The organism is Micromonospora sp. WMMD980, from assembly GCF_029626035.1.
Classification (GTDB): domain Bacteria; phylum Actinomycetota; class Actinomycetes; order Mycobacteriales; family Micromonosporaceae; genus Micromonospora.
In genome coordinates this window covers 2,322,793-2,347,205 of record NZ_JARUBE010000003.1, presented here as the reverse complement: position 1 = coordinate 2,347,205, position 24,413 = coordinate 2,322,793, and the positions used below count along the sequence as shown (strand labels likewise).

The following is a 24,413-nucleotide window of genomic DNA, read 5'->3' as shown; positions in this document are numbered from 1 at the left end:
GTGCACGATGTCTGATGTGCGGCGGTCAACGTCATGGTCGACCACTCCGGGCGACCGAGGCGGTCGAGCCGGTGGGCCGGTGGGGCGGCACTGTGTGGTGGGGGCGGTCGACGAGGCGGCACGGCCTAGGGTGGTGGGCGTGGCGACCCTTCTGCTTCTGCGACACGGCCGGACCACCGCGAACGCCGACGGTGGGCTGGCCGGCCGGCAACCGGTCGAGCTGGACGACACCGGGCGGGCGCAGGCCACGGCGGTCGGCGGCCGGCTCGCCGGGCTGCCGCTCGCGGCGGTGGTGACCAGCCCGCTGATCCGCTGCCGGCAGACCCTGGAGCTGGCGTTGCCGCAGGCCGAGCCGACGGTCGAGGACGGGCTGATCGAGTGCGGCTACGGCGCCTGGGAGGGACAGGCGCTGAAGAAGCTGGCGAAGGAGCCGCTCTGGCCGGTGGTCCAGCAGCACCCGAGCGCCGCCGCCTTCCCGGAGGGGGAGTCGATGGCGGCGATGTCCGCGCGTGCGGTCGCCGCCGTGCGGGCGTGGGACGCGCGGGTCACCGCCGAGCACGGGCCGGAGGCGGTCTGGCTGGCGTGCAGCCACGGCGACGTGATCAAGGCCATCGTTGCCGACGCGCTCGGCGTACACCTGGATCTGTTCCAGCGGATCGTGGCCGACCCGGCGTCGGTGACGGCGATCCGCTACACACCGCTGCGGCCGTTCCTGGTCCGGCTCAACGACACCGGCGGCGACTTGTCGGCGCTGGTCCCGCCGCCGGGCAAGCGGCGCCGGCGGGCGGCCGGCGCCACCGGGTCGGACGCCGCGGTCGGCGGTGGGGCGGGGGCGGGGCGGTCGTGACCGCCGCGGGCCCGCGTGGTGCCGCGCGTTGCGCTCTGGGCGGATTCGGCGTCGGTGGGCTGCGCGGTGCTTCCGCGCGCCGGATAGGGTCGTGGGTATGACGCACCAGGTGCACGCGTTCGAGCCGCCGGAGCGGTTCGTCGCCGGGACGGTCGGCCCGCCGGGGGAGCGCACGTTCTTCCTCCAGGCGCGCGGCGGCGGCCGGCTGGTCAGCGTCGCGCTGGAGAAGGTCCAGGTGTCGCTGCTCGCCGAGAAGCTGGAGGAGCTGCTCTCCGAGGCGCAACGCCGGTTCGGGGTGAAGCTGCCGGAGTCGGCGCCGATCGCGCTGGGCGACAACGAGCCGCTCGACACCCCGGTCGACGAGGAGTTCCGGGTCGGCACGCTCGGCCTGGCCTTCGACGTGGACACCGCGACCGTGGTGATCGAGGCGATCGCCGTGGGCGAGGCGGAGGTCGAGGTCGAGCTGGGCGACGCGGACGACGAGGTCGAGATCGACGAGGAGCCGGACGAGCCCGACGACGACCTCGACCGGCTCCGGGTGCGGCTGACCCCCGAGGCGACCCGCGAGTTCATCGAGCGCGCCAAGCGGGTGGTCAACGCCGGCCGGCCACCCTGCCCGCTCTGTGGCCAGCCGCTCGACCCGGCCGGCCACCTCTGCCCCCGGCACAACGGCTATCACCGGTGACCTCGTCGGAACTGCAGCCCCGACAGGGCGGCGCCGAGGCGCTGCGGTTGCTCGCCGACGGCGAGCTGACCCTGGAGGGGCGGCTGGTCGACGCCTCCAACGCGACGCTGCGCGCCGAGATCGTCCTGGGCGACGCGCGCGCGCACTGCGTCTACAAGCCGGTGCGTGGCGAGCGCCCGCTGTGGGACTTCCCGGACGGCACGCTCGCCGGCCGGGAGGTGGCCGCCTACCTGGTCTCCCGGGCCACCGGGTGGGACCTGGTGCCGCCGACCGTGCTGCGCGAGGGCCCGTTCGGCCCGGGCTCCTGCCAGCTCTGGATCGACGAGCCGGCCGACGCCGAGCCGCTCGTCGGCTTCGTGCCCGCCGAGTCGGTGCCGCCGCGTTGGTTCCCGATCGCCGCGGCACGCGACGACGACGGCGCGGCCTACGCCCTGGCGCACGCCGACGACCCGCGACTGGCCCGGCTGGCCGTCCTCGACGCGGTGATCAACAACGCCGACCGCAAGGGCGGGCACGTGCTCGTCGGCGCGGACGACCGCATCTACGGGGTGGACCACGGCGTCAGCTTCCACGTGGAGGAGAAGCTGCGGACGGTGCTCTGGGGCTGGGCCGGCCGCCTGCTCCCGCCGGACGCGGTCGAGATGCTCGACGGGCTGGCCGCCCGGCTCGGCGGCGCGCTCGGCGAGGAGCTTGCCGAGCACCTCACCCTCGGTGAGGTCAGGGCGGTGGCGGCCCGGGTGGACCGGCTGCGCGACACCGGCCGGTTCCCGCTGCCGCCCGAGGAGTGGCCGGCCATGCCCTGGCCACCCATGTGAGGCGCTGTCGCGTTGATCACCCGTGGGGCGGCACCCGCGCGCCTGACGGCTCGTTAGGCTGGCGGTCATGGAGTCTTGGGCGGGACACGAGGTGCCACGGCTGCCGGGCGAGGGCGCGCCACTGAGGTTGTACGACTCGGCGCGGCAGGGCCCGCACCCCTCCCGCCCCGACGGCGTCGCCTCGATGTACGTCTGCGGCATCACCCCCTACGACGCCACCCACCTCGGGCACGCCGCCACCATGATCACCTTCGACCTGGTGCAGCGGATGTGGCGCGACGCCGGCCTGACCGTGCGCTACGTGCAGAACGTCACCGACATCGACGACCCGCTGCTGGAGCGCGCCGAGCGCGACGGCGAGGACTGGAAGGTCCTCGCCATGCGGGAGACCGCGCTGTTCCGCGAGGACATGGAGGCGCTGCGGATGATCCCGCCGGCGCACTACGTGGGCGCGGTCGAGTCGATCCCGGACATCGCCGACAAGGTGCTCGTGCTGCTCAAGGACGGCGCGGCCTACCGGCTCGACGACGGCACCGGCGACGTCTACTTCGACATCTCCGCCGCGCCCGCGTTCGGCTACGAGTCCAACCTGTCCCGCGCCGAGATGCTGGAGATCTTCCCGGAGCGCGGCGGCGATCCCGACCGTGCCGGCAAGCGGGATCCGCTCGACCCGCTACTGTGGCGCGGCGCCCGCGAGGGTGAGCCGTCCTGGCCCGGCGGCGAGCTGGGCCCGGGCCGCCCCGGCTGGCACATCGAGTGCACGGTCATCGCGTTGAACCTGCTCGGCGACCAGATCTCGGTGCAGGGCGGCGGCAACGACCTGATCTTCCCGCACCACGAGTGCTCCGCTGCGCACGCCGAGCGGCTGACCGGCGAGACGCCGTTCGCCGACCACTACGTGCACGCCGGCATGATCGGCCTGGACGGCGAGAAGATGTCCAAGTCCAAGGGCAACCTGGTCTTCGTCTCCCGGCTGCGCGCCGACCGGGTCGACCCGATGGCGGTGCGGCTCGCGCTGCTCGCCGGCCACTACCGCAGCGACCGCTCCTGGACCGACGAGTTGCTCGCCGAGGCGCTGGAGCGGCTGGCCCGCTGGCGGCGGGCCGCCGCCGCGCCCGTCGGCCCGTCCGGCGAGGCGTTGTTGGCCGGGGTACGCGAGCGCCTCGCCGACGACCTCGACACGCCGGGTGCCCTGGCGACGGCCGACGCCTGGGCCGAGCGCGTCCTCGCCGGCGACGGCTCCGACCCCGGTGCTCCCGCGCTGTTCGCCGACACCCTCGACGCCCTCCTCGGCATCCGGGTGTAAGGAGGGGCCCCCTCTTAACGCCTGGCGTAGAGGAAGGGCCCCCTTCTAACGGTGGCGGTGGGCTCGGCCCGACGTCAGTCCCGGCAAGCGCCGTCCGGGCCGCGGACAGGTGCCGAAGTCGCGGGCGGCGGCCAGGTGCCGCGGAGCGGCCGCGGTTCGGGGTCAGCCGAGCACCAGGCCGGGATCCGGGTCCGGCTCGGGGGACGGCGCGGGGATCTTGTACTCCTCGGTGAGGGTGGTCATCGGGCCCGGCCAGGTGGCCTGGGCGACCTCGATCGGCTTGTGCCGTTCGTCGTACGCGACGTGCAGCAGGTGCAGCACCGGGGTGTCCGGGCGGATCTGCAGGATCTCCGCCTCCTCCCGGCTGGGCTGCCGGGCACTGATCGTGTCGGTGGCGGTGGTGTACCGCCTGCCGATCGCCTCCTCGGCCTCCTGGTAGAGCGGCCGGCCGAACGCCTCGGCCCGCTCCAGCGAGGTGCCGGCGGTGTCGGCGGGCAGGAACCAGGAGCCGCCGACCTCGACCGGGGAGTCGTCGGTGCGGACCAGGTGCCGCCGGCAGAGCAGCTCGGTGCCGTCGGGCACGCCGAACGCGTCGGCCACCTCGGCCGGGGCGGCGACGCGGCCGACCGAGACGAGCTGCTGGCGGTACCGGGCGGCCAGGTCGGTGTGGTAGCCGCGGAAGCCGCCGTACCGGCCCCGGGAGAGGCGGCTCAGCCGGCGTCGGGTGCCCCGGACGTACGTACCGGAGCCGGGTTTGGTGATCAGGATGCCCTCGACCCGCAGCTGGTCGACGGCGCGTTGCACGGTCTGCTTGGCGACGCCGAACATCTCGGCGATGGCCGGGATGGACGGCAGCCGCTCGCCCGGGCCCCAGTCGCCGCGGCGCACCTGAGCCTTGAGCTGCGCGGCGATCTGCCGGTGGGGGAACTCGGCCGCCCCCGGGTTGATCTGCACATCCGCCTCCTCATGACAGCTAGGTTCCTAGGATGCCCTACTGCATGTGACCGCGCCACCCCGGACACGAAGACAGGCCGGGCCCATCAGGGGACCCGGCCTGTCTTCGCGCAAGTGGCCTACCAGGAGCCGGCGGTCGGGCCGGCCGAACCGCCCCGACGGCGCAGGTACTTCTCGAACTCCTGGGCGATCTCGTCCCCGGTCAACGGGGTGATGCCGGCGTCGCCGACGCGTTCCTCCAGCTCACGCACGTACTCGCCGAGTTCGGCGTCCTGCTCGGCGGCGCTGCGCACCCGCTGCTCCCACTCGGCGGCCTCCTCGGCCAGGTCGGCCATCGGCACCGGCAGGTCGAGCACCTCCTCGACGCGGTGCAGCAGCGCGAGGGTGGCCTTCGGGCAGGGCGGGTTGTTGGCGTAGTGCGGCACGTGCACCCAGAACGACACGGCGTCCACCTCGGCCCGGGTGCACGCGTCGTGCAGCACGCCGACGATGCCGGTCGGACCGTCGTAGCGGGTGGGGGTGAGCTGGTAACGCTTGGCCGCGTCGGCGTCCGACGCGCTGCCGCTGATCGGCAGCGGCCGGGTGTAGGGCACGTCGGCCAGCAACGCGCCGAGCAGCACCACCCGCTCGACCTCGAGGCTGTGGCAGATCTCCAGCACCTGCTCGCAGAAGGTGCGCCAGCGCATGCTCGGCTCGATGCCCCGGATCAGCACCACGTCCCGCTCGGTGCCCTCCGGGCTGGCCACCATGAAGCGGGTGGTGGGCCACTCGACCCGCCGGGTCTCCCCGTCGGCCATGGTGATGGTCGGCCGGCTCACCTGGAAGTCGTAGAAGTCTTCCGGGTCCAGCTCGGTCACCTGCCGGGACTGCCAGACCTGCTCCAGATGCTCCACGGCGGCGGTGGAGGCGTCCGCGGCGTCGTTCCAGCCCTCGAAGGCCGCGATGGCGACCGGTGAGCGCAGTACCGGCAGCCCGTCGAACTCGGTCACGCCGTCACCTCACCCTGCTCGTCGGGAGCGGCGCCGCCCCGTCGCACGGTCGCGTCCCTGTTGTCCTTCACGTCCGCCAGCCTACGTGCCGCCGCCGGAGCCGGCCCGCCGGCCGCGCCGGTCGCCCGGCCCGACCACCCGGTCGAACCGGATGAAAGGTACGCGGTGATCCGGCCGACACTATGTGGGATGGCGCGTTTGGTGTGACCGCCCCGTGCCTCGGCGCACTAGCCTGGCCTCGTGGCTACTTCGTTGCGCGACCTGCTGGCGGACCGGATCCTCATCGCCGACGGCGCGATGGGGACGATGCTCCACTCGGCCGACCTCACCCTGGACGACTTCGACGGCCTCGAGGGCTGCAACGAGATCCTCAACGTCACCCGGCCGGACGTGGTCCGCGGCGTGCACGAGGCTTACCTGGCCGCCGGCGCCGACTGCGTGGAGACCAACACGTTCGGCGCCAACCTGCCCAACCTCGCCGAGTACGGCATCGCCGAGCGCATCCGGGAGCTGTCCGAGGCGGGCGCGCGCATCGCCCGGGAAGCCGCCGACGCGTACGCGACGTCGGAGCGGCCACGGTTCGTGCTGGGCTCGATGGGGCCGGGCACCAAGCTGCCGACCCTGGGCCACGCGAGCTACGCCTCGCTGCGCGACGCGTACCAGGAGAACGCCGCCGGCCTGATCGCCGGCGGCGCGGACGGGCTGATCATCGAGACCTGTCAGGACCTGCTCCAGGTCAAGGCGGCGGTGGTCGGCGCGAAGCGGGCCCGTGACGAGGCCGACCGGGACGTGGTGATCATCTGTCAGGTGGCCATGGAGACCACCGGCACCATGCTGCTGGGCAGCGAGATCGGCGCGGCGCTGACCGCGATCGAGCCGCTCGGGGTCGACCTGATCGGGCTCAACTGCTCCACCGGCCCGGCCGAGATGGGCGAGCACCTGCGCTACCTGTCCCGGCACTCGCGCCTGCCGGTGTCGGTGATGCCGAACGCCGGCCTGCCGGTGCTGACCGCCGACGGAGCCTACTTCCCGCTCGGCCCGGAGGACATGGCCGCCGCGCTGGAGCAGTTCGTCGACGACTACGGCGTCGGGCTGATCGGCGGCTGCTGCGGCACCACGCCGGAGCACATCCGGGTGCTGGTGGAGCGGCTCGGCGGGCGGCGTCCGGTGGCCCGGGAGCCCGAGCCGGAGGCCGGCGTCTCCTCGATCTACCACCACGTGCCGTTCGCCCAGGACGCCAGCGTCCTGATGGTGGGGGAGCGCACCAACGCCAACGGCTCGAAGGCGTTCCGCGAGGCGATGCTGGCCGCCGACTGGCAGTCCTGCGTGGAGATCGCCCGCAACCAGGCCCGGGACGGGTCACACCTGCTCGACCTCTGCGTCGACTACGTCGGCCGCGACGGCACGCAGGACATGCGGGAGCTGGCCGGCCGGTTCGCCACCGCGTCCACCCTGCCGATCGTGCTGGACTCCACCGAGCCGGCGGTGATCGAGGCCGGGCTGGAGATGCTCGGCGGCCGGTGCGTGGTCAACTCGGTGAACTTCGAGGACGGCGACGGCCCCGACTCCCGCTACGCACGGATCATGCCGGTGGTCAGGGAACACGGCGCCGCCGTCGTGGCGCTGCTCATCGACGAGGAGGGCCAGGCCCGCACCCGGGAGTGGAAGGTACGGGTGGCCGCCCGGCTGATCGACGACCTGACCGGCCGGTGGGGGCTGCGCCGGGAGGACATCCTCATCGACGCGTTGACGTTCCCCATCGCCACCGGGCAGGAGGAGACGCGCCGCGACGGCATCGAGACCATCGAGGCGATCCGGGAGATCACCGCCCGCTACCCGGGTGTCAACTTCACCGCCGGCATCTCGAACGTCTCGTTCGGCCTGAACCCGGCGGCCCGGCAGGTGCTCAACTCGGTGTTCCTGCACGAGTGCGTGCAGGCCGGCCTGAGCTCGGCCATCGTGCACGCCAGCAAGATCCTGCCGATGTCGAAGATCCCGGACGAGCAGCGCGAGGTGGCGCTCGACCTGGTCTACGACCGCCGCCGCGAGGGCTACGACCCGGTGCAGCGGTTCATCGAGGTCTTCGAGGGCGTCGACGCGGCTTCGGCGCGGGCCACCCGGGCCGAGGAGTTGGCCGCGCTGCCGTTGGAGGAGCGGCTCAAGCGGCGGATCATCGACGGGGAGCGCAACGGCCTGGAGGCCGACCTGGACACCGCGATGGCCGAGGGGCGCACGCCGCTGTCCATCATCAACGACCTGCTGCTCGACGGCATGAAGGTGGTCGGCGAGCTGTTCGGCTCGGGCCAGATGCAGCTGCCGTTCGTGCTCCAGTCGGCCGAGGTGATGAAGACCGCGGTGGCCTACCTGGAGCCGCACATGGAGAAGGCGGACGACGACGGGAAGGGCCGAATCGTCCTCGCCACGGTCAAGGGCGACGTGCACGACATCGGCAAGAACCTGGTCGACATCATCCTGTCCAACAACGGCTACGACGTGGTCAACATCGGCATCAAGCAGCCGATCAACGCGATCCTCGACGCGGCGGAGGAGCATCGGGCCGACGCCATCGGCATGTCCGGGCTGCTGGTCAAGAGCACGGTCGTCATGAAGGAGAACCTGGCCGAGATGGCCTCGCGCGGTGTGGCCGAGCGCTGGCCGGTGCTGCTCGGCGGTGCGGCGCTGACCCGGGCGTACGTGGAGGACGACCTGCGGTCGATCTACCCGGGTCAGGTGCACTATGCCCGGGACGCGTTCGAGGGGCTGTCCCTGATGGACCGGGTGATGGCCGCGAAGCGCGGCGGCGCGCCGGTGGTCGACCCGGAGCGGGAGGCCGCGCTGGCCACCCGCCGGGAGCGTCGGGAGCGGCAGCGGGCGCAGGTCCGCGAGGCGCTGCCGGAGCTGGACGACGCCTCGGTCCGCTCCGACGTGGCGGTGGAGGTGGGCGTGCCCACGCCGCCGTTCTTCGGCACCCGGGTGGTCAAGGGCGTGCCGCTGGCCGACTATTCGGCGCTGCTCGACGAGCGGGCCACGTTCCTGGGCCAGTGGGGGCTGCGCGGCGCCCGCGGCGGCAAGGGCCCGTCGTACGAGGAGTTGGTGGAGACCGAGGGCCGGCCCCGGCTGCGCTACTGGCTGGACCGGCTGATCTCCGACCAGGTGCTGGAGGCGGCCGTGGTGTACGGCTACTTCCCGGCCTACTCCGAGGGCAACGACCTGGTGGTGCTGGACGAGAACGGGCACAGCGAGCGGGCCCGGTTCTCCTTCCCTCGGCAGCGGCAGGAGCGCCGGTTGTGCCTGGCCGACTTCTTCCGGCCCGGGGGCGAGCAGCTCGACGTGGTGGCGTTGCAGCTGGTCACCGTCGGGCAGCCGATCAGCGAATACACGGCGAAGATGTTCGCGGCCAACGAGTACCGCGACTACCTGGAGGTGCACGGCCTGTCCGTGCAGCTCACCGAGGCGCTGGCGGAGTACTGGCACCGACGGATCCGCTCCGAGCTGGTGCTGCCGGGCGGGGGGACGGTCGCCGACGACGACCCGGCCGACCTGGCCGGCCTGCTCCGCACCGACTACCGGGGTTGCCGGTACGCGTTCGGCTATCCGGCCTGCCCCGACCTGGAGGACCGGGCGAAGATCGTCGGGCTGCTCGGGGCGGAGCGGATCGGGGTGCAGTTGTCGGAGGAGTTCCAGTTGGTGCCGGAGCAGGCCACCGACGCGATCGTGGTGCACCACCCGGAGGCGAACTACTTCAACGCCAAGTAAGTGACGCCGTCACCCTTCGCGAGTTGTGCTCGCTGATCGGGGCGGAACCGCCGGAGGCCCGGAACTGACAGGCGAGGGGCGAGGTCCGACCCTGAGATGGGCGTGCAGCCGTTGAGGGAAGCTAGTGATGGCGCTGCGTGTGGTCGTCGCCGCGAACGAGGCGGGTCCAGACCAGCAGGCCGGTCAGGAAAGCCACGCCGGCGGCCCCGACCAGGACCAACAGCCGCCACACCCAGGAGTCGTCTCGAAGGGCTTGGACCACCAAGAAGGTCAGGAGCAGGCAGTTGATCCCGACGATGACGACGACGCTCCGGCGGCTCTTGATCATCGGGTCGCCGAGTTCTCGCCGCATGCGACGGTTCTACCCGTTGTCCCTGTCGTCCAATCGGCTTCCGCCCGGTGCGGCCACCTCCCCGAGATGGTGTGGATCAAGTGGCGCTCGCCGTCACCGTGGACCGGAAGGGGATGGTGGAGGACCTGGATGTGCTGCTGCCCGGCAGCTGCGACGGCTGTCTTCTCGCCCTGACATCGGCGGTTCCGGTCCTCCTCCGCGCCGGCGCGGTCCGGTCGTCGAGGACGAGGTCATGTATGTCCGACGACAGGATGCCTCCGTGAGGACGCACCGAGGTCGGCTCGAATGGATCAACGTCACGGGAGCTTCACGTGAGTGCCGGCGACGGACCTGTCAGGACGGAACTCGGGCAAGCCTGAGCACGTGTTCGAAGCCGCGTTTCTCCGCGGGCGAATCCACCATCGGCAGGATCAGCGCTGGTATGCCGGCGGAAACCGATCCGCCGTCGCCGGCGGGATGATCACCGACCATCAGGGTCTGACGCGGTGCGGCACGGAGGGCTTCGAGGGCGGCGACCCAGATCCGAGGGTCCGGTTTGACGAAGCCGACCTCGTAGGACAGTACGAACGCATCGACATGGCCGTCGAGCCCGTGCCGCGCGAAGCAGGTGCGGATGTCCCAGCCGACGTTGCTGACGACGCCGATGCGAACACCGCTGTCACGCAGTGCGGACAGGGTGGCGACGGTGTCCGCGTACGGCTCGATCGCTTCGGCGTGTGTTTCGTGCAAGACCGCTGCCAGCGCCTGGTCCACCCCGGGAAGCTGTTGCAGCACGGCGAGGATCGCCCGATCCCAGACTCCCGGATCCAGATCTCGGGCGATGTGGGCCGGATCCGTGGCCGTCTTTCGCAGCAGGTCCGCGAAGTCGCCAGCGATACGGTGCGCCTCGCCGGCAGCCAATGTCCGGTCGAGCGATGCCGCCGCGTTGCCCACCCAGCGTTCCGAGTCTCTGGCGAACAGAGTCCAGGCGAAGTCGAACAGTACTGTCGTCACGGGCTCGGCGGTCATCGCGTCACCCTAGATCGACGCGACGGGTTGTGTGGGCCGCGCAGTGAGCTGTTTCGAGCACCCGCCTCGGTGATGGATCGTGATCATGCGGTTCGCCGTACTCGATGTGCAGGAGCGCGAGCGGCAGACCCTTCGACCACGTCGATCGACCTGACCTACCGCCCGCCGGGGGAGTGCTGGTCGACCGGCTGGTCCTTCCCGGGCGCCCGCGGAGCGGTACGCAGGATCTCGCGGGCCTGCTCGGCGGCGCGGGTGATGTTCTCGCTGATGAAGTCGAGGAAGCGGGCGATGTTCTCCAGGCGGGCGGCGGCCGGGGTGTCGGGTCCGAGCAGGGTGACGCCCTGGCGGGCGACGGCGACGAGGTGGTCGTTGGCGCGGGCGCTGGCGATCGTCGCCTGGTAGAAGAGGTCGTCGTCGACGACGTAGCGCTCCCGGCGGCGGTCGTCGCGTTCCCGGCGGACCAGGCTCTGCCCCGCCAGGAAGGTGATCGCCTTGGAGATGGAGGCGGGACTGACCTGGAGGTGCCGGGTGAGGTCGGCCGCGGTGAGGCTGCCCGCGTCGGTGGTGAACAGGCAGGTCAGCACCCGGGCTGCCATAGTCGGCAGGCCCGAGGCCATGAGCACGGTGGTCAGCGTCTCCTCGTACTCGGTCAGGGCCACGGCGTCGCGCCCTTGCCGCTGGGGCTGCGGCTGCGACCCGCGGGAGGTGGCTGTGGTGCGTCGCCGGGCTCGGCGTTCGGTGGCGCGGTGGGCCAGCTCGGCGCGGTAGGCGGTGGGGCCGCCGTTGCGCATCACCTCGCGGGTGATCGTGGAGGTCGGACGGTCGAGGCGTCGGGCGATCTCCGCGTAGGCGAGGCTCTCGGCCAGCCCCGCCGCGATCCGTTGGCGTTCCTGCTGGGTGAGTCTGCCCCCCGGCATCGCGATCTCCTCTCATCCGGCGCGAGCATAGCGTTCACCGCCAGTCTGTTGCAACGATGCCTCGACAACGTTGCGTTAATTTCAGATCAGTTGCAACGATAAAGTGCCTTCGAACTGCTTAAATGCGAGTTAGGTGCAACAGGAACGTTGCTAGATAATGGAACGCAACGTAGCGTTTCCGGTGTTGGAAACGAGCAACGGAAACCCCTGGGAGAGCACGATGCAGACGTTCGCCACCCCCGCCCCGATCGCCGCCGTCCTGGACGTGCCCGCCGGTCGCATCCAGGTCATCGCCGCGGACCGGGCCGACACCACCGTCGAGGTCCGACCCGCCGACGCCGCCAAGGGGCGGGACGCCAGGACCGCGGAGCAGACGGTCGTCACCTACGCCGAGGGCGTCCTGCGGATCCACGTCCCCGAGCCCACCAACCGGATCGTCGGTGCCGCCGGCTCCGTCGAGGTCACCGTGCGGCTGCCCGCCGACTCCCGCGTGCAGGCCAGCTCCGGTGCCGTCGAGGTACGCGGCGTCGGTCGCCTCGGCGACGTCACCGTCGACGGCGCGTACCGGCAGGTCAAGATCGACGAGGCCGCGAGCGTGCGCCTGACCGCGACCGACGGCGACGTCGAGATCGGCCGGCTCACCGGCGCCGCGGAGATCAGCACCGCCCGAGGCGACATCCGGATCGCCGAGGCGGTACGGGGCACGCTCGTGCTGCGCACCCGCTCCGGCGACATCACGGTCGCCGCCGCCAGCGGTGTCCCCGCCACCCTGGACGCCGGCACCGACCACGGCCGCGTCAGCAACGCCCTGCGCGACGACGGCTCCGCCGTGCTCGACATCCGCGCCACCACCTCGCACGGCGACATCACCGCCCGCAGCCTCTGAATCCGACCGACACCCACCCCGCGCAGGAGAAGACATGACGAAGAACATCACCCCCGCGACCGGCTCGACGTGGAGCGGTATGGTGCCCGTCGAAGACACCGCCCTGGCGGTCACCGACACCGGCGGCGCCGGCGTGCCCGTGCTCTACCTGAACGGCCAGTTCGCCACCCAGGGCTACTGGCGGCGGGTCATCGCCGGCCTGGGCGACGGGTGGCGGCACATCACCTATGACGAGCGGGCCCGTGGCCGGTCGAAGCGGTCGGCGGACTACTCCTTCGAGGCAGCCGTCCGTGACGTCGACGCCGTCCTCGCCGCCCGGGGCGTGGACCGGGCGCTGCTGGTGGGCTGGTCCTACGGTGCCGTCGTCGGCGCGCACTGGGCCGAGCGCAACCCCCACCGTACGGTCGGCGCGGTCCTGGTCGACGGCGCGTTCCCCTACGACTGGCTCGACGACGCCATGGAGCAGCGGATCCGGAAGCTGTTCAGGCGGCTGGGCTGGGTGACGCCCCTGCTGCGCCCGACCGGACTGACCCCGCGGATGAGCGCCGCCCAGCAGGCCGAGAGCAACATCGAGCTCGGCCGGCTCTCCCGGGAGCGCGAACTGGGCCCGGTGCTCGACCGGATCACCGTCCCGGTGCGCTACGTGGTCGCGTCGGGCACGTCGCTGGGCAGCCGGGGCGACGAGCAGGAGCGGATCCGCGCCGGGCTCGACGCGGTGACCGCCCGCAACCCGCACATCCGGGTCAGCGCGAAGGTCGCCAGCAACCACGGCGCGCTGCTCAAGAAGGACGCGCCCGCCATCGTCGCGGCGGTCCGCGAGGTCGCCGGCCTCGACGGCGGCGCCGCGGCGGGGTGAGGCCGGTGCGCCGCCGTCCAGCCTCGGCGCCGAGCCCCGCCGGGTGCCGGATCGGCCGCGCCCATCTCACGGATCCTCGGGCCGGGGCGGCGCGGACAGTCGGCGCTGGAGCCAGGTCACCACCAGCTCGTCGAAGCCGGGCGCCCGCACGCCCCCCACCCGGATGCCGTGGTCGGCGTCCGGGAACACCACGACCGTGTGGTCGGGGTGCCCGGCGTCGCCGAGGATCCGGGCCAGGGCGCGCACGCTTGGCTCGACTGGGACCTGCACGTCGTCGGCGCCGAAGATCGCCAGCAACGGGCAGCGCAGGGCGGCGAGCGCCGGCTCCGGGTTGTGGTCGGCGATGCCGGCGAGGAAGGCGATCGTCGCGGGTGAGGTGCCGGCGAGCAGCGGGTACCAGGGCGCCTGGTGCCATCGAGCCTGCGCGGCGTGCACCGCGGCCGGGGCGTCGCCGGCCCGCACCCGGTCGATCTGCTCGTGCAGCAGCGCCAGCGCCTGCCGGGCGTCGTCGGCGGTGAAGCCCGTCGCGACGAGTTGACGACGCAACCGGTACTCCTCCTGCGCCACCACCGGCACGCCGGGGCCGGAGACGCTCACCACCGCGGCGACGGCGGCGGGGGAACGGGACGCGGCGAGCGGCGCCACCCAGCCACCCTGGCTGCCGCCGACCAACGCGACGGCGTTCGCGCGGACGTCCGACCGTGATCGCAACGCGTCCACCCCGGCCAGGGTTTCTCCCGCCCGATCGGTCAGGCTCTGCCGGGTCCAGTCGCCGGTGGACGCGCCGGAGCCGGGCTTGTCGTAGGCGAGGCTGGCGAAGCCGGCGGCGGCGAGCCGGGTCTGCCAGTCCCGCTGGTCACGCCCGCCGGGGCCGGAGCCCTCGACGAAGACCACCGCCGGGTACGGCCCCGGCCAGGGCGGCCGGACCAGGTCGCCGACCAGCACGTCGTCGCCGTGGCGGAACGACAGCTCCGCGCTCTTCGGACGGAACAGCACCGTGGTCAGCTCGCGCGCGGCGCGTACATGATGACCGCGACGCCGACCAGGCAGACGGCCGCGCCGACGAGGTCGTAGCGGTCGGGCCGGAACCTGTCGACGACCATGGCCCAGGCCAGCGACCCGGCGACGAAGATGCCGCCGTAGGCGGCGAGGATCCGCCCGAAGTTCGGGTCGGGCTGGAACGTGGCCACGAAGCCGTAGACGCCCAGCGCGGCGATCCCGCCGGCGACCCAGAGCAGCCCGCGGTCCTCCCGCCAGCCCTGCCAGACCAGCCAGGCGCCGCCGATCTCGGCCAGCGCGGCGACCAGGAACAGCAGGATGGACCGGGCGACCGTCATGCGTCCGACCGTACCGTCACGATCTTGCCGCCGGGTCGTCGGACGCGGCCGGCCGGTCGCCGGGTTCGGCGCGGTCGTCGAGGGCGGCGAGCCCGGCGAAGGGCAGCGGGCAGCAGGACGTGCCGGCGCAGGCGATCAGGTCGTCGCAGCCGGCCGAGATCGCGGCCCGCAGCGTGTCGCGGATGACGGTGAGGTCCGCCAGCCGCCGCTCCACCTCGGCGAGCTTCTGCCTGGCGGGAGCCTGCAACCCGGTGTCGCGCCCGCGACCGTGCCGGTGCCGGCCGGCGTCGAGCAGGTCGGCGACCTCGGCGAGGGTGAACCCGAGGCGCTGCGCGGTCTTGACCACCCGCAGCAGCGTGACGGTCTCGGCCGGGTAGAGCCGGTGGCCGCCCGGGGACCGCCGCGGCGGGTCGAGCAGCCCACGGCGCTCGTAGTAGCGCAGCGTCTGCACGTTCACCCCGGCCGCGTCGGCGAGCTGGCCGGAGCGCAGGCCCGTCACGGCGGCGGCGGCGAGGCGCAGCCGCAGATGTCGCGCCGACACCCGGTCCGTCGCGTGGACGGCGTCGTGGAACAGCCGGTCGAACTCGGCCGGCCGCAGCGGCCGTTCGGCGGTCGGCAGGGTGCACGCCTGCGGTGCCCAGGAGGTGTCGGTCACGCCTCGACGGTAAGGCCGTACCGGGGTACCGGATGCAAGTCGTCGGCGGCGAGGATCCAGTCGGGGCCGTCTTCACCCGGTGTGTCCAGGCGGGCGGCGCGGCGCAGGGTCAGCCGCGCGGTGGTAGCTCCTGGTGGCCGCTCATGCCCCGGCACTCTGGTGTCCGTCGAGCCACGCGTCCAGGTGGGACAGCGTCGCGGTCGGGTTCTCCACGTGCGGCAGGTGTCCGGCAGCGGGCACGACCACCAGCCGGCCGTCGCCGAGCGCCGCCGCGTACGCCGCGCCGTAGGCGGGGGTGACGATGCGGTCGCTCGCACCCCAGAGCAGCAGGGCCGGTACGCGTACCCGGCCCAGCCGGCGGCGCAGCTTCGGGTCGTGCATGTAGGGGTCGCCGACCAGGACGCGCATGGTCTCGCGGTTGGCTGCCTGCCGTGCCTGCTGCTCCGGTGTGACGGCCGCCGCGGCGCCACGGAGACGGTCGGGGTCGTGCCAGGTGTGCTCGGCCAGGCTCCGCGGGTCGAGGGCGAAGAAGTCCTGGATGGGTTCGCCGGGCACGTCGATGCCGACCGCGTCGACGAGGGTCAGGCCGGTGACGAGGCCGGCGGTGTCCCGGACGGCCATCTCGGCGGCGATCCAGCCACCGAGTGAGGAGCCGATCACCAGCACGTCGCGCAGCCCGCGGTCGTGCAGCAGGTGCAGGTAGGCCAGGGCGAGGTCGTCGATGCCGGTGAGCCAGGCTGGCCGGTCGGTGCCGTCCCAGCCGGGATGCACCGGGGTGACGGTGTGCGCGCGTCGGGCCAGGTGGTCACCGAGGGCGCTGACTGTGGCCGGTCCGCCGCCGCCGTGCAGGAGCAGGACGGGACGGCCGTGGCCGGCCTCGGAGACGGTCAGGGTGAGGTCGGGGTAGCCCGCGAGGGAGGTCATGCCGACACTTTAACTAAAGAAGCTTAGTTAAGCTAGCTTAGTTACTGGGCTAGGATGGACCGGTGCACGAACTGCAGCAGCTCGCCCGCACCGTCAAGCAGGTCCAGTACCGGCAGCACCGGGCCCTGGAGGCCGGCCTGAGCGCGGTCGGCACGACGCTCGCCCAGTGGGACGCTCTACGGGCGGTCGACCGTTCGCCCGGCGCGTCGGCGCGCGAACTCGCCGCCGCGACGTTCCAGACCGAGCAGGCCTTCGGCGCGCTCGCGGCACGGCTCGTCACCCAGGGGTTGGTGGAACGGCGCGCCGGGCGCGGCCGGCGCATCCCGCACCACCTGACACCCGCCGGGCGGCGGGTGCTGCAGGCCGGTCACCGGGTGGCCGACGAGGCGCTGGAGCGCTGTTGGGCCGGGCTGCCCGCCGCCGACCGCGCCGACCTGCTCGCCCTGCTGCGTCGCGCGCTCCCCGAGGAGGACGCCTGAGCCCCGGACCGGGGCCCAGGCGCGGCCCTCAGTACGCGTAGGTCACCGAGACGGTGGTCGCCGGGCAGTTGTTCGCCCAACTGGTCAGCGCGCTCTTCTCCGCGCTGTCCACGGTCAGCCGCCAGCGGATCTTCACCGCCACCCACTCGCGGACGTAGCGGCAGCGGGCCGAGGCGTACGGCGGTAGCCAGGTCGCAGGGTCCTGGTCGCCCTTGGACTGGTTGACGTTGTCGGTCACCGCGGCCAGCGCGCGGGTATCGCCCAGGTCGTTGGCGTATGCCTGGCGGCGGCTGGTGGACCAGTTCCGCGCGCCGGAGTCCCAGGCCTCGGCGAGCGGGACCATGTGGTCGATGTCCACGTCGCCGGTGGCGGTCCAGGTGGCGTTGTCGTAGTAGGAGTACCAGCGGCCGCCGGAGAGGGTGCAGGTGCCGGTGATCGTCGGCTTCGTGGTGGCCTCGGCGTAGAGCACCTCGTTTCGGGTGTTGCAGCCGTCGCCGTCCGCGTCGATCCAGTGCGGGAACAGGTCCCGGCTGTAGCCGGTGCGGACCTCGGTGGCGACGGACAGGCCGGCGACCGCGGTGGTGAGCGGGGCGGAGTAGCCGGCGGCGGGGGCGGGCTGGGTGAGGCCGAGGGTGGTGGCCACGATCGCGGCGAGGCTGATGGCCGTGGCGCGCAGGGTGCGGGACATGGGACTCCATCCGAACGGGATTGGCGCTTACCTGCCCTACATATAGACAGACTTGGAGGTAATGATCCAGTTCGACTTGCGTGAACATCTGCTGACCATCCCCCCACCACCTGCTACGGGGTCCGGAATAAGGGGTGTGTCGGCCGGCCTGGCGGGCTACCGTCCGGAGTACGGCCGACGCCGGCACACCGAGCGCCGCGTCCCCACCCGCGCCGTCCCGTTGACGCGGCGGAGACGCCCCAGGGCGAGCATGGGTACGACGAAAGGGGCGGAAATGGCCGACCAGGTGACGACGAAGGTGCCGCCGGAGCGGACGCCCGTGCTGACCGCGCCGCCCCGACCGGCGCAGGTCGGGCCGCCGAGCAGCCTGGACCTGTGGGCCCGCGCCCAGGTGCTGCACCGCTGCTTCGGCGACGACGACGGCGAGCCGCACATCATGCGCGGGCTGGACTAGCGCCCGAGACGGGTCACTCCACCGTCGCAGAACCGAGTAGCGCGGCGGTGGGCAGCGCCAACGTCCCGTCGGCGTTCCGGTAGCCGGCGGCGAGCCGGTCGTATTCCCGGCGGATGCGAGCCCGCACCGCCGGTTCCTGCCGTTGCACGACCAGCCCGACCGCGCTGATGCCCGCCGCCGGCCCGGCCCACCACTCCTCCGGGTCCGCGCGGTGGGTCCAGCTCAGCGTCGTGCAGGCGGCGCCGACCAGGCCGGCGGCGCTCAGCAGCCCGGTCACGCCCTCCTCGGTGCGCGGGAAGTCCCGTCCGGGCGCCAGCCGTGGCAGGTCCACCGGCGGCCCCACCCCGGCGGCGGCGACCGCCTCACCCCACAGTCGCTGCAACGGCGGATGCGGGGACGGCCAGAGCGTCACCGCCACCCGGCCGCCAGGGCGTACCAGGCGGCGCAGCTCCGCCAGCGCGGCGGCCGGGTCGCCCACGTGGTTGAGCACGAAGTTGGCAACCGCCGCGTCGAACAGGGCGTCCGGGAACGGCAGCCGCGGCAGCGCCGCGCCGACCAGCCCGGCACCCGCCGCGTTCTCCCGCGCCGCCACGAGCATGCCCGGCTCGGCGTCGACCGCCACCACCTCCGCGCCGCGGGCGAGCGCCGCGGCCGCGACGGTCCCCGGCCCGGTGCCGACGTCCATCACCCGCCGCCCGGCCCGCACCGTCGCCGCGTCCAGCAGCGCCCCGGCGGGGTACGCGCAGAGCCGGCCGAAGCTGCGCCGGTACGCCTGCGCCCGCCCGGCCCAGCGGGACCGCTCGTGGGCGTCGAAGTCCACCTCGATCATGAGCGGCAGCGTACGGCCCGCACGCGGCAGCCGGGGTCCGTCCAGGGTGGCCGGCGGTGGCTACCCTGCCGGCGTGACTCGTCGATCGCTGCTCCTGCCCCTGGCCGCCGTGCTCGCAGTCGTCCTGCTGGCCGCCTGCGGCAGCGTGTTCTGGCTGGTCCGAGCCGGCGACACCGAGGCGAACGACTGCGCGGCGCGGGTCGCCGCGGAGGAGGCGAAGGTCCGCACCGACCGGCGCTGGACCGAGCAGGACGTGTCGGGCATCGGCGCGTACCGCGAGATCCACTGGCAGGTCGACTACCCGAGCTCCGCCTGCTCCCGCGCGCCCGGCCCGACCGACCTGCGCTACCAGGGGGTGGTGCGGCTCGCGCCGGCCGACGCCCGCGCGCTGGCCGCCACGTACACCTGGACGCCGGTGGCCGGCGCGGCGCCCGAGGTCTGGCCGGCGCTGGCCGGTTACGTGCCGGACGGGGTGCGCTGGGAACGCGGCTCCGGTCACGGCGTGGGCGTCGTCGAGGTGTTCCTCGACCCCGGCCGGGCGCTGCTGTTGTTCACCGCCGTCGACATCTGATGAACGATTGCCGCCGCCGGTGCGTGAGAGCCGGTGGGCGTCGGGGTACTGCGCGTGACACGGGTTCGACAACCGGAGGTGGTCGTGGGGGACAGGGTGCGACGGCGGCGGCTCGGGCCGCTCGCCGGGCTGCTGGCGGCCGTGGTGGTGGCGGCCGGGTGCATGGGCGGCGGGCTCGACCAGGGCGAGCCGCAGCAGCCCGCCCCGCGACCCAGCGGGCAACCGGCGTCTCCGGGCGCGGAGACCACCCGGGCGGACGGGACCACCAGCGTCGCCGAGTTCAAGCAGGACTTCTCCGACGCCGTCGCGGGCGCCGAGCAGTACTGGACCGCGAAGTTCCGCGCCTCCGGGGAGCAGTTTCGGCCGATCCGGCGGGTGGTGCCCTACACCCGCTCGGGCGAGGTGTCCTGTGGCGGGCAGGGGCTGCCGCGCAACAACGCGGTCTACTGCTCGGCGGGCGACTTCATCGCCTACGACGTGAACTGGTCGGTGTCGGCGTTCCGGCAGATCGGCGACGCGTTCCTGTTCTACCTGCTCGGCCACGAGTACGCCCACGGCGTGCAGACCCGGCTGGGCATCCGCTACAACTTCACCATCCAGCAGGAGTTGCAGGCCGACTGCATGGCCGGGGCGTACCTCGGCGACAGCGTGCGCGCCGGGACGCTCACGCTGGAGGACGGGGACCTGGACGAGTTCCGCGAGGGGCTGCTGGCGGTCGGCGACGACCCGGACCAGCCCTGGTTCGCCGAGGGCGCGCACGGCACCGCCGAGCAGCGCTCGGAGAAGTTCTTCGCCGGCTACGAGAACTCGCTGGACGCCTGCGGCCTCAGGTGATGCCGCAGGTCACCCCGATCGGGGACGGTGCCGGCCCGGCGGTGGGCGGCTGGCAGGATCGGCCGGGTACGTGTCGCGAAGGAGGCCCCCGCTGAGCAGCCCACACCCCGCCGCCGTGCTCTTCGACATGGACGGCACCCTGGTCGACAGCGAGAAGCTGTGGGACGTCGCGTTGCAGGAGTTGGCCGCCGTCTACGGCGGCACCCTGTCCGAGGCGGCCCGGCAGGCGATCATCGGTACCTCGATGGCCGACGCCATGCGGATCGTGCACGACGACCTGGGTCAGCCGGAGCGGGACCCGCAGGCCAGCGCCGACTGGATCAGCGCGCGGATCCTGGACCTGTTCCGCACCGGGCTGCGGTGGCGGCCGGGCGCGCTGGCGCTGCTGCGCGCGGTACGCGCCGCCGGCATTCCCACCGCGCTGGTCACCTCCAGCGGCCGGCCGCTGGTCGAGGTCGCCCTGGACACGCTGGGACGCGACAGCTTCGACGCGGTGGTCTGCGGCGACGAGGTGGGCGAGGCCAAGCCGCACCCGGAGCCCTACCTGACCGCCGCGAAGCTGCTCGGCGTGCCGGTCGAGCGGTGCGTGGCGATCGAGGACTCACCGACCGGAGTGGCGAGCGCGCTGGCCGCCGGGGCGGCGGTGCTGGCCGTGCCGGCCGAGGTGCCGCTGCCGCCGACCGACGGCGTGCACCAACTGGAGAGTCTCACGGCGGCGGACCTGGAGTTGCTCGCCGCCCTGCTGCGCCGTTAGGAAGGGGCCCTTCCTATCGCCCAGGCGATAAGAAGGGGCCCCTCCTTTCATCTCAGTCGTGGGCGATGGCGCCGAGCACGTTGATCCGCGCGGCGCGGATGGCCGGCAGCACCGCCGCCACCACGCCGATGATCGCGGCCAGCACCAGGAACGTCACCATCTGCCCCCAGGGCAGGACCAGGTCGGTGATGCCCTCGTCCTTGAGCGCCCGGACCACGGCCGCGCCGAGACCGGTGCCGACCACCACCCCGAGCAGCGCGCCGAAGATCGAGATCACCACCGCCTCGACCGTGATCATGCGCATGGTCTGTGCCCGGCGCAGCCCGATCGCCCGCAACAGACCCAGCTCGCGGGTCCGCTCCAGCACCGACAGCGCGAGCGTGTTGATGATGCCCAGCACCGCGATCACGATGGCCAGCGCCAGCAGGATCTGGATCATCCGCAGCGGGGTGTCCAACTGGCTGGTCTGCTGCTTGATGAACGCCGCCCGGTCCGCCACCGACACCTCCGGACTGTCCGCCAGCAGCCGCTCCACCTGCGGCTGCACCGCGCCGACCGAGGTGCCCGGATCGAGCTGCACGAAGCCCTGGATGGGCTGCGGGATGGCGAAGTCGGCCGCCGCCTGCGGCGGCAGTACCACCGGATTGGTGAGCTGGGAGCTCTCGTAGATGCCGCTGACCGTGTAGGTGCGGGCGTCGCCGCGCGACAGCTGCACCGGCACCGTCGAGCCGACGCTCAGGTTGCGGGACTTCGCGGTGTCGGAACTGAGGAGCATCTGGTCCGGGGCGAGCCGGCCGATGTCGCCGGCGGTGGCCTTCGCCCCGAAGATCTGCTGGAGCGCGGCCACGTTGCTCGACGCCGCCACCCAGGTGCGCTTGCCGCCGACGGTGGCCATGTCGCCGTACTCGCCGTCGACCAGTCGCACCCCCGGGATCGCCGCGGTCTTCTCCAGCACCGCCGCGTCGAAGCTCGCCGGGCGCGGCCCGGACGAGGCACCGGAGATCACCAGCTCGGCCTTGATGGTGTCCTCGGCGAGCGCGCTGATGCTGCCCTTCGCCGAGTCCAGGATCACCGTCACGCCGGTCACCAGCGCGATGCCGACCATCAGCGCGGCCGCGGTGATCGCGGTCCGGCGGGGGTTGCGACCGGAGTTGAGCCGGCCCAGCTTCCCCGGCACCGACCAGGCGAAGATCGCGCCGAGCAGCGACACCACCGGCCGGCTGATCACCGGCGTCAGCAGCGCCACCCCGATGAACGCGAACAGCACGCCGCCGAGGATGGTGGCGAGGGTGTTGCCGCCGGCGTTGCCGCTGAGGCCCAGGAAGAGCAGCACCGCGCCGATCCCGGTGACCACGGCCCCGCCGATCGTCACCTTCGTCAGCGGCCGGTCCGGCGTGGCCACGTCCTGCATCGCCGCGATCGGCGGGATCCGGGCGGCCCGCAGCGCCGGCAACAGCGCCGCCACCACCGTGATGACCAGACCGACGCCGAAGGCGCCGATCACCGCCGCGGCCGGCACGCCGAGCCCGGCCAGGGTGAGACCGCCGGCCAGCTTCCCGAACAGGTACGCCAGCAGCGCGCCCACCCCGATGCCCGCGGCGAGCCCGAGCACCGAGGCGATCAGGCCGACCGCCACCGCCTCCAGCACCACCGAGCCGATCACCTGCCGGCCACTGGCACCGATGGCCCGCATCAGGGCCAGCTCACGGGTGCGCTGGGCCACGATGATGGAGAAGGTGTTCAGGATCAGGAACGTGCCCACCAGCAACGCCACCGCGGCGAAGCCGAGCAGGATCTTGTTGAAGAAGGACAACCCCTCCTTCAACCCCGCCGAGGCGCTGTCGGCGAGCTGCTCGCCGGTCTTGACGTCGTAGGCGCCGCCGAGCGCGCGGGACACCTCGTCGCGCAGCGCCTCCGGTGTGGTGCCGTCGGCGGCCCGGGCGCTGACGTTGGAGAACACGTCCGGCTTGCCGAGCATGAGCTGCTGCGCGACCGGCGTGGTGAAGGCGACCTCGTTCGCGCCGCCGACGGAGTCCCGCCCACCGCTGTAGCCGAACACGCCGACCAGGGTGAACTCCTTCTTCGGCGCCAGCGTCAGCACGCCGACCCGGTCGCCGACCTTCACGTTCGCCGCCTTCGCCAGCGCGGCGTTGACCACGATCTCGTCGTCGGCCCGCGGGCCGCGCCCCTCACGCAGCTTCACCAGGCCGCCCTCGCCGAGCCAGTTCTCGCCCAACTGCGGCGGCCCGAACGAGGTGACCACCTTGCCGTTGCTGCCGATCAGCCGCGCGCCGTCGGCGGCGACCACGCCGCGCACGTCCGCCGCGCCCGGCACCGCCTTCACCCGGTCGACGAGCGACGCCGGCACCGGAGCGGCCACCTGCTCGCCCTCGGTCTCGGAGACCTCGACCTTCGGCTTCGCCGCCACGTTCACGTCGATGTCGGCGTAGGCGTCGGCGAAGACCGCGTCGAACGAGCGCCCGAGCGTGTCGGTGAGCACGAACGAGCCGGAGACGAACATGACGCCGAGCACCACCGCCAGGCCGGACAGGAGCAGGCGCAGCTTGCGCGCCAGCAGGCTCTTCAGCGTTGCCCGCAGCATCAGTTGCCCACCTCGACCGGGGCGTCCAGCTTCTTCATGGTGTCGAGCACCGTCTCGGCGGTCGGCTCGACCAGCTCGGAGACGATCTGGCCGTCGGCGAGGAAGACCACCCGGTCGGCGTACGCGGCGGCGGTCGGGTCGTGGGTGACCATGACGATGGTCTGGCCGTGCTCGCGTACCGAGTCGCGCAGGAAGGCGAGCACCTCGGCGCCGGACCGGGAGTCCAGGTTGCCGGTCGGCTCGTCCGCGAAGATCACCTCGGGTCGGGCGACCAACGCCCGCGCGCACGCCACCCGCTGCTGCTGCCCGCCGGAGAGCTGGGCCGGGCGGTGCCCGAGCCGGTCCCGTAGCCCGACCGTGTCGATCACCGTGTCGTACCAGGCCGGGTCGGGCTTGCGCCCGGCGATGGAGAGCGGCAGCAGGATGTTCTCCTGCGCGGTGAGCGTGGGCAACAGGTTGAACTGCTGGAAGATGAAGCCCACCTTGTCCCGGCGCAGCTTCGTCAGGCCGGAGTCGTTCAGCCCGGTCACCGTGGTCTCGCCGATCATCACGGTGCCCCGGGTCACCGAGTCCAGGCCGGCGAGGCAGTGCATCAGCGTCGACTTGCCCGAGCCGGACGGTCCCATGATCGCGGTGAACCGGCCGCGTTCGAACTCGGCGCTCACCCCCCGCAGCGCGATGACCTGCGCCTCGCCGCTGCCGTACACCTTCCACACGTCGTTCGCCCGGGCCGCGGCCTGCCCCTGCCGGCCTACCGTCGCGGTCACGTCATCTACCTCTTCCGTCTGCCTTCGAGATCCGCACCGCCCCCGCTGGTCGGTGCGGCGGTTCCATCCTCGGTGCCGCCGGGCACGGATCCGTCCGACCCCGGGCGGAATCCGTGCCGAACTTCTGGTGGGGGTCGCCCCCCAGACC

Annotated in this window: 25 protein-coding genes; 12 read left to right on the top strand and 13 right to left on the bottom strand. The window is 72.9% G+C overall.

Translation table 11 applies throughout. The features are described 5' to 3' along the window. The first annotated feature begins 130 nt into the window (after positions 1-130). The 4 genes from O7618_RS11380 (at position 131) to mshC (ending at position 3,653) form a co-directional block, all read left to right on the top strand. Entirely contained in the window at positions 131-847 is a 717-nt protein-coding gene (locus tag O7618_RS11380; RefSeq protein ID WP_278109972.1) for an MSMEG_4193 family putative phosphomutase, read from the top strand. A gap of 97 nt (positions 848-944) precedes the next feature. After that, a complete protein-coding gene (locus tag O7618_RS11375) occupies positions 945-1,532 on the top strand; it encodes a DUF3090 domain-containing protein (protein WP_278106019.1) in 588 nt (195 codons plus the stop codon). After that, positions 1,529-2,347 carry an SCO1664 family protein gene (locus O7618_RS11370; RefSeq protein WP_278106018.1) on the top strand — a complete coding sequence of 273 codons (819 nt, stop codon included), beginning with the start codon at positions 1,529-1,531 and terminating at the stop codon, positions 2,345-2,347. Before O7618_RS11375 ends, O7618_RS11370 begins: the two co-directional genes overlap by 4 nt. 67 nt (positions 2,348-2,414) lie before the next feature. Continuing rightward, entirely contained in the window at positions 2,415-3,653 is a 1,239-nt protein-coding gene (gene mshC, locus O7618_RS11365; RefSeq protein ID WP_278106016.1) for a cysteine--1-D-myo-inosityl 2-amino-2-deoxy-alpha-D-glucopyranoside ligase, read from the top strand. 162 nt (positions 3,654-3,815) lie between these two features. Here the strand turns inward: mshC and O7618_RS11360 are convergent, their stop codons facing one another. Continuing rightward, positions 3,816-4,607 (bottom strand): GntR family transcriptional regulator, encoded by a 792-nt coding sequence (locus O7618_RS11360; protein ID WP_278106015.1) that lies wholly within the window; start codon positions 4,605-4,607, stop codon positions 3,816-3,818. A 119-nt stretch (positions 4,608-4,726) separates the two neighbouring features. Next, a complete protein-coding gene (locus O7618_RS11355; protein ID WP_089157832.1) occupies positions 4,727-5,596 on the bottom strand; it encodes a PAC2 family protein in 870 nt (289 codons plus the stop codon). Between the two features lie 240 nt (positions 5,597-5,836). On the opposite strand from O7618_RS11355, the gene metH reads away from it, so the two are divergent. After that, positions 5,837-9,352, top strand: coding sequence for a methionine synthase (gene metH, locus O7618_RS11350; RefSeq protein WP_278106014.1), 3,516 nt, complete (start codon positions 5,837-5,839; stop codon positions 9,350-9,352). A gap of 121 nt (positions 9,353-9,473) precedes the next feature. On the opposite strand, the gene O7618_RS11345 is transcribed toward metH, so the two are convergent. From O7618_RS11345 to O7618_RS11335, 3 genes are all read right to left on the bottom strand, one after another. Further along, positions 9,474-9,704 carry a hypothetical protein gene (locus O7618_RS11345; protein WP_278106013.1) on the bottom strand — a complete coding sequence of 77 codons (231 nt, stop codon included), beginning with the start codon at positions 9,702-9,704 and terminating at the stop codon, positions 9,474-9,476. Between the two features lie 333 nt (positions 9,705-10,037). Next, positions 10,038-10,712 carry an HAD family hydrolase gene (locus O7618_RS11340; protein ID WP_278106012.1) on the bottom strand — a complete coding sequence of 225 codons (675 nt, stop codon included), beginning with the start codon at positions 10,710-10,712 and terminating at the stop codon, positions 10,038-10,040. Between the two features lie 155 nt (positions 10,713-10,867). After that, the gene (locus tag O7618_RS11335) at positions 10,868-11,629 is read right to left on the bottom strand and encodes a helix-turn-helix domain-containing protein (RefSeq protein WP_278106011.1); all 762 of its coding nucleotides are present in this window, start codon (positions 11,627-11,629) and stop codon (positions 10,868-10,870) included. Between the two features lie 157 nt (positions 11,630-11,786). Here O7618_RS11335 and O7618_RS11330 point away from each other — a divergent pair, with 157 nt between their 5' ends. Both O7618_RS11330 and O7618_RS11325 read left to right on the top strand, forming a co-directional pair. After that, a complete protein-coding gene (locus O7618_RS11330; RefSeq protein ID WP_347405367.1) occupies positions 11,787-12,515 on the top strand; it encodes a DUF4097 family beta strand repeat-containing protein in 729 nt (242 codons plus the stop codon). 34 nt (positions 12,516-12,549) lie between these two features. Then, positions 12,550-13,371, top strand: coding sequence for an alpha/beta fold hydrolase (locus tag O7618_RS11325; RefSeq protein ID WP_278106010.1), 822 nt, complete (start codon positions 12,550-12,552; stop codon positions 13,369-13,371). 66 nt (positions 13,372-13,437) lie between these two features. Here the strand turns inward: O7618_RS11325 and O7618_RS11320 are convergent, their stop codons facing one another. From O7618_RS11320 to O7618_RS11305, 4 genes are all read right to left on the bottom strand, one after another. Continuing rightward, on the bottom strand, positions 13,438-14,367 hold the full coding sequence (locus O7618_RS11320; RefSeq protein ID WP_278106009.1) for an alpha/beta hydrolase: 930 nt from the start codon (positions 14,365-14,367) through the stop codon (positions 13,438-13,440). Between the two features lie 5 nt (positions 14,368-14,372). Next, on the bottom strand, positions 14,373-14,708 hold the full coding sequence (locus O7618_RS11315) for a YnfA family protein (RefSeq protein ID WP_278106008.1): 336 nt from the start codon (positions 14,706-14,708) through the stop codon (positions 14,373-14,375). A gap of 16 nt (positions 14,709-14,724) precedes the next feature. After that, entirely contained in the window at positions 14,725-15,363 is a 639-nt protein-coding gene (locus tag O7618_RS11310; RefSeq protein ID WP_278106007.1) for a MerR family transcriptional regulator, read from the bottom strand. A gap of 141 nt (positions 15,364-15,504) precedes the next feature. After that, on the bottom strand, positions 15,505-16,287 hold the full coding sequence (locus O7618_RS11305; protein ID WP_278106005.1) for an alpha/beta hydrolase: 783 nt from the start codon (positions 16,285-16,287) through the stop codon (positions 15,505-15,507). A 62-nt stretch (positions 16,288-16,349) separates the two neighbouring features. Here O7618_RS11305 and O7618_RS11300 point away from each other — a divergent pair, with 62 nt between their 5' ends. Beyond that, positions 16,350-16,766 carry a MarR family winged helix-turn-helix transcriptional regulator gene (locus O7618_RS11300; RefSeq protein WP_278106004.1) on the top strand — a complete coding sequence of 139 codons (417 nt, stop codon included), beginning with the start codon at positions 16,350-16,352 and terminating at the stop codon, positions 16,764-16,766. 28 nt (positions 16,767-16,794) lie between these two features. On the opposite strand, the gene O7618_RS11295 is transcribed toward O7618_RS11300, so the two are convergent. Further along, positions 16,795-17,454 (bottom strand): HNH endonuclease family protein, encoded by a 660-nt coding sequence (locus O7618_RS11295; protein WP_278106003.1) that lies wholly within the window; start codon positions 17,452-17,454, stop codon positions 16,795-16,797. A gap of 274 nt (positions 17,455-17,728) precedes the next feature. Between O7618_RS11295 and O7618_RS11290 the strand changes: the two genes are divergently transcribed. Next, positions 17,729-17,908 (top strand): hypothetical protein, encoded by a 180-nt coding sequence (locus O7618_RS11290; protein WP_269692131.1) that lies wholly within the window; start codon positions 17,729-17,731, stop codon positions 17,906-17,908. Positions 17,909-17,921: 13 nt separating this feature from the next. Here the strand turns inward: O7618_RS11290 and O7618_RS11285 are convergent, their stop codons facing one another. Beyond that, complete coding sequence (locus O7618_RS11285) at positions 17,922-18,737, bottom strand: class I SAM-dependent methyltransferase (RefSeq protein ID WP_278106002.1); 816 nt, start codon at positions 18,735-18,737, stop codon at positions 17,922-17,924. Positions 18,738-18,810: 73 nt separating this feature from the next. Here O7618_RS11285 and O7618_RS11280 point away from each other — a divergent pair, with 73 nt between their 5' ends. The 3 genes from O7618_RS11280 (at position 18,811) to O7618_RS11270 (ending at position 20,896) form a co-directional block, all read left to right on the top strand. Continuing rightward, positions 18,811-19,308, top strand: coding sequence for a hypothetical protein (locus O7618_RS11280; protein ID WP_278106001.1), 498 nt, complete (start codon positions 18,811-18,813; stop codon positions 19,306-19,308). An 84-nt stretch (positions 19,309-19,392) separates the two neighbouring features. Continuing rightward, positions 19,393-20,142 (top strand): neutral zinc metallopeptidase, encoded by a 750-nt coding sequence (locus tag O7618_RS11275; protein ID WP_278106000.1) that lies wholly within the window; start codon positions 19,393-19,395, stop codon positions 20,140-20,142. Between the two features lie 115 nt (positions 20,143-20,257). Beyond that, positions 20,258-20,896 (top strand): HAD family phosphatase, encoded by a 639-nt coding sequence (locus O7618_RS11270; RefSeq protein ID WP_278105999.1) that lies wholly within the window; start codon positions 20,258-20,260, stop codon positions 20,894-20,896. Between the two features lie 52 nt (positions 20,897-20,948). Here the strand turns inward: O7618_RS11270 and O7618_RS11265 are convergent, their stop codons facing one another. Both O7618_RS11265 and O7618_RS11260 read right to left on the bottom strand, forming a co-directional pair. Further along, the gene (locus O7618_RS11265; RefSeq protein WP_278105998.1) at positions 20,949-23,498 is read right to left on the bottom strand and encodes an ABC transporter permease; all 2,550 of its coding nucleotides are present in this window, start codon (positions 23,496-23,498) and stop codon (positions 20,949-20,951) included. Then, positions 23,498-24,265, bottom strand: a complete 768-nt coding sequence (locus O7618_RS11260) for an ABC transporter ATP-binding protein (RefSeq protein WP_278105997.1) — start codon at positions 24,263-24,265, stop codon at positions 23,498-23,500. Before O7618_RS11260 ends, O7618_RS11265 begins: the two co-directional genes overlap by 1 nt. Between the last annotated feature and the right edge of the window lie 148 nt (positions 24,266-24,413).

Bases quoted from the DNA above. Each gene is read 5' to 3' on its own strand.
- O7618_RS11375 (WP_278106019.1), top strand. From the start codon at position 945: ATGACGCACCAGGTGCACGCGTTCGAGCCGCCGGAGCGGTTCGTCGCC.
- mshC (WP_278106016.1), top strand. From the start codon at position 2,415: ATGGAGTCTTGGGCGGGACACGAGGTGCCACGGCTGCCGGGCGAGGGC.
- O7618_RS11345 (WP_278106013.1), bottom strand. From the start codon at position 9,704: ATGCGGCGAGAACTCGGCGACCCGATGATCAAGAGCCGCCGGAGCGTC.
- O7618_RS11340 (WP_278106012.1), bottom strand. From the start codon at position 10,712: ATGACCGCCGAGCCCGTGACGACAGTACTGTTCGACTTCGCCTGGACT.
- O7618_RS11335 (WP_278106011.1), bottom strand. From the start codon at position 11,629: ATGCCGGGGGGCAGACTCACCCAGCAGGAACGCCAACGGATCGCGGCG.
- O7618_RS11330 (WP_347405367.1), top strand. From the start codon at position 11,787: ATGGAACGCAACGTAGCGTTTCCGGTGTTGGAAACGAGCAACGGAAAC.
- O7618_RS11325 (WP_278106010.1), top strand. From the start codon at position 12,550: ATGACGAAGAACATCACCCCCGCGACCGGCTCGACGTGGAGCGGTATG.
- O7618_RS11315 (WP_278106008.1), bottom strand. From the start codon at position 14,708: ATGACGGTCGCCCGGTCCATCCTGCTGTTCCTGGTCGCCGCGCTGGCC.
- O7618_RS11305 (WP_278106005.1), bottom strand. From the start codon at position 16,287: ATGACCTCCCTCGCGGGCTACCCCGACCTCACCCTGACCGTCTCCGAG.
- O7618_RS11295 (WP_278106003.1), bottom strand. From the start codon at position 17,454: ATGTCCCGCACCCTGCGCGCCACGGCCATCAGCCTCGCCGCGATCGTG.
- O7618_RS11290 (WP_269692131.1), top strand. From the start codon at position 17,729: ATGGCCGACCAGGTGACGACGAAGGTGCCGCCGGAGCGGACGCCCGTG.
- O7618_RS11285 (WP_278106002.1), bottom strand. From the start codon at position 18,737: ATGATCGAGGTGGACTTCGACGCCCACGAGCGGTCCCGCTGGGCCGGG.
- O7618_RS11265 (WP_278105998.1), bottom strand. From the start codon at position 23,498: ATGCTGCGGGCAACGCTGAAGAGCCTGCTGGCGCGCAAGCTGCGCCTG.